Below are 1,663 nucleotides of genomic sequence, written 5' to 3'. Positions count from 1 at the left end.
CCTGAGTTGGCTCAATTTAGTGCGCACCTTCGGGGCTGCGGATCTGCTTGAGTGCGTCGCGTAGGTCTGTGGGCAGGGGGTCGGCGGCGGTCAGGACGTGGTTGCCGGCTTGGATATGGACGGTGCGGTAGCGGCGGGCGGTGCGGATGAACTTCTTGATCGACCATCCGGTCCGTGCTTCGATCCACCGGCCGACCGCCAGGGCGGCGAACACGATCGTCAGGTGCGCGTCGATGGACTCGCGTTTGTGGTGGTAGATCGGCCGGGCTTTGAGGTCGTGCTTGCTCATCCGGAAGGACTTTTCGATCTCGAACAGCCGGTGGTAGGAGCTGATGACGAACTCGGCGGTGATGGGTGTCCCGTCCGGGCAGGCGGCGAGATTGGTGATGTAGCCCTTGAGCCCGGCCAGGGCCTTGGCCTTGTCCACCAGCTCGGTGTTGACGCTCTTGGTGGCGCCGGACAGCTTGATGAACCGGTTGCGCTTGACCGGTGCCTGCCCGTCGACGGCGCGCTGGGCCTTGGCGACCTGCTCGTCGATGCCGCGCAGCGTGCGCCGGGCCCGCTCAGCCCGGTACTGGTAGTAGATCATCTGGTCGCGGCGGGGCCGGCTCGATCCCGACGGCCAGGGCTGGATGAAGATGTGCCCGTCGGGGATCGGGGTGCCGGGGTGCTCGCGCCGCCACTGCGTGACCGCATACGGCACCTCGGGGATCTTCATGCCGAGGATGAACGACAGCCCAGCGGCTTCGATGGCCTGCTTGTTGGCTTCGGAGATCATCCCGGCGTCGGCCACGATCGTGACGTCCGGCAGGTCGTGGGCCGCCATGAACCCTTCGATCACCGGGAGCATGGTGTGGGTCTCGGCCTTGTTGCCCTCGAAGGCGGTCACCATGAGCGGGAACCCGGAGGAGTCGGTGAGCAGCCCGATCGTGATCTGCGGGTCCAGGCGGCGTTCCTTGGAGAAGCCCGGCTCGCGGAACCCATCCCCGGCGTCGGTCTCGAAGTACAAGGTCGACACGTCGTACAGGACCAGGCTGGCCGGCCCGAGGCGGGTGTGGGCCGCGCACGCACCGGCCAGGGCCTGGCGCCACTGCGGTGTGGCGTAGTCCGGCAGGCGGCGTTTCACCGTGGCATACGACACCGGAGCGATCCCGGCCTCGGCGAGCACGCGCAGGCTGTCGTGTTTGCTCGTCGGTTCGATCACCCGCGCGAGCACCAGCTGCCGGAATACCTCATCGCCTCCGGCTGCGGCAGCAAATCCCAGCGTGTCGTAGGCGCGGGACAGCGCGTCCCACAGGTGTTCCATCCGCGAGCTGACGATCTCCAGCGGCCCGCCCGCTGCCGGCCCGTCGTCCAGCCCCAGGTCCAGTTCTTGCTGGCCGGTGGCCAGCCGCTGACGCGCCACCGCCTTGAGCGTCTCCAGTTCGGCGTCGTCGTGCGCCGACCCGATGTGCTCGATCTCCCGCGATCCGCGGCGGGAGGAGTGGACGATCTGCACTGCCCGGGCGCCTGAGGCCGTCTTCACCGTCCGCACGTACGGAGACACGGCCACCAGGGTAGAGACATGATCGATTTAGTGCGCACTTTTCGCCGTTCCGAACCGGGAACCACGAGGTCAGCGCCTCGCGCTCAGCGGCGATCTTGAAACGTGAGCCAAGTCAGG

Annotated in this window: 1 protein-coding gene; it reads right to left on the bottom strand. The window is 67.5% G+C overall.

What is annotated here, in order from left to right:
* Positions 1 to 16 precede the first annotated feature (16 nt).
* A complete protein-coding gene (locus FLV34_RS39170; protein WP_147945573.1) occupies positions 17 to 1,498 on the bottom strand; it encodes an IS1634 family transposase in 1,482 nt (493 codons plus the stop codon).
* Positions 1,499 to 1,663 lie beyond the last annotated feature (165 nt).

The organism is Microbispora sp. CSR-4 (genome assembly GCF_008033685.1).
Classification (GTDB): Bacteria; Actinomycetota; Actinomycetes; order Streptosporangiales; family Streptosporangiaceae; genus Microbispora.
Note: the sequence above shows the minus strand (reverse complement) of the source record. Positions and strands in the feature narration are given on the sequence as shown.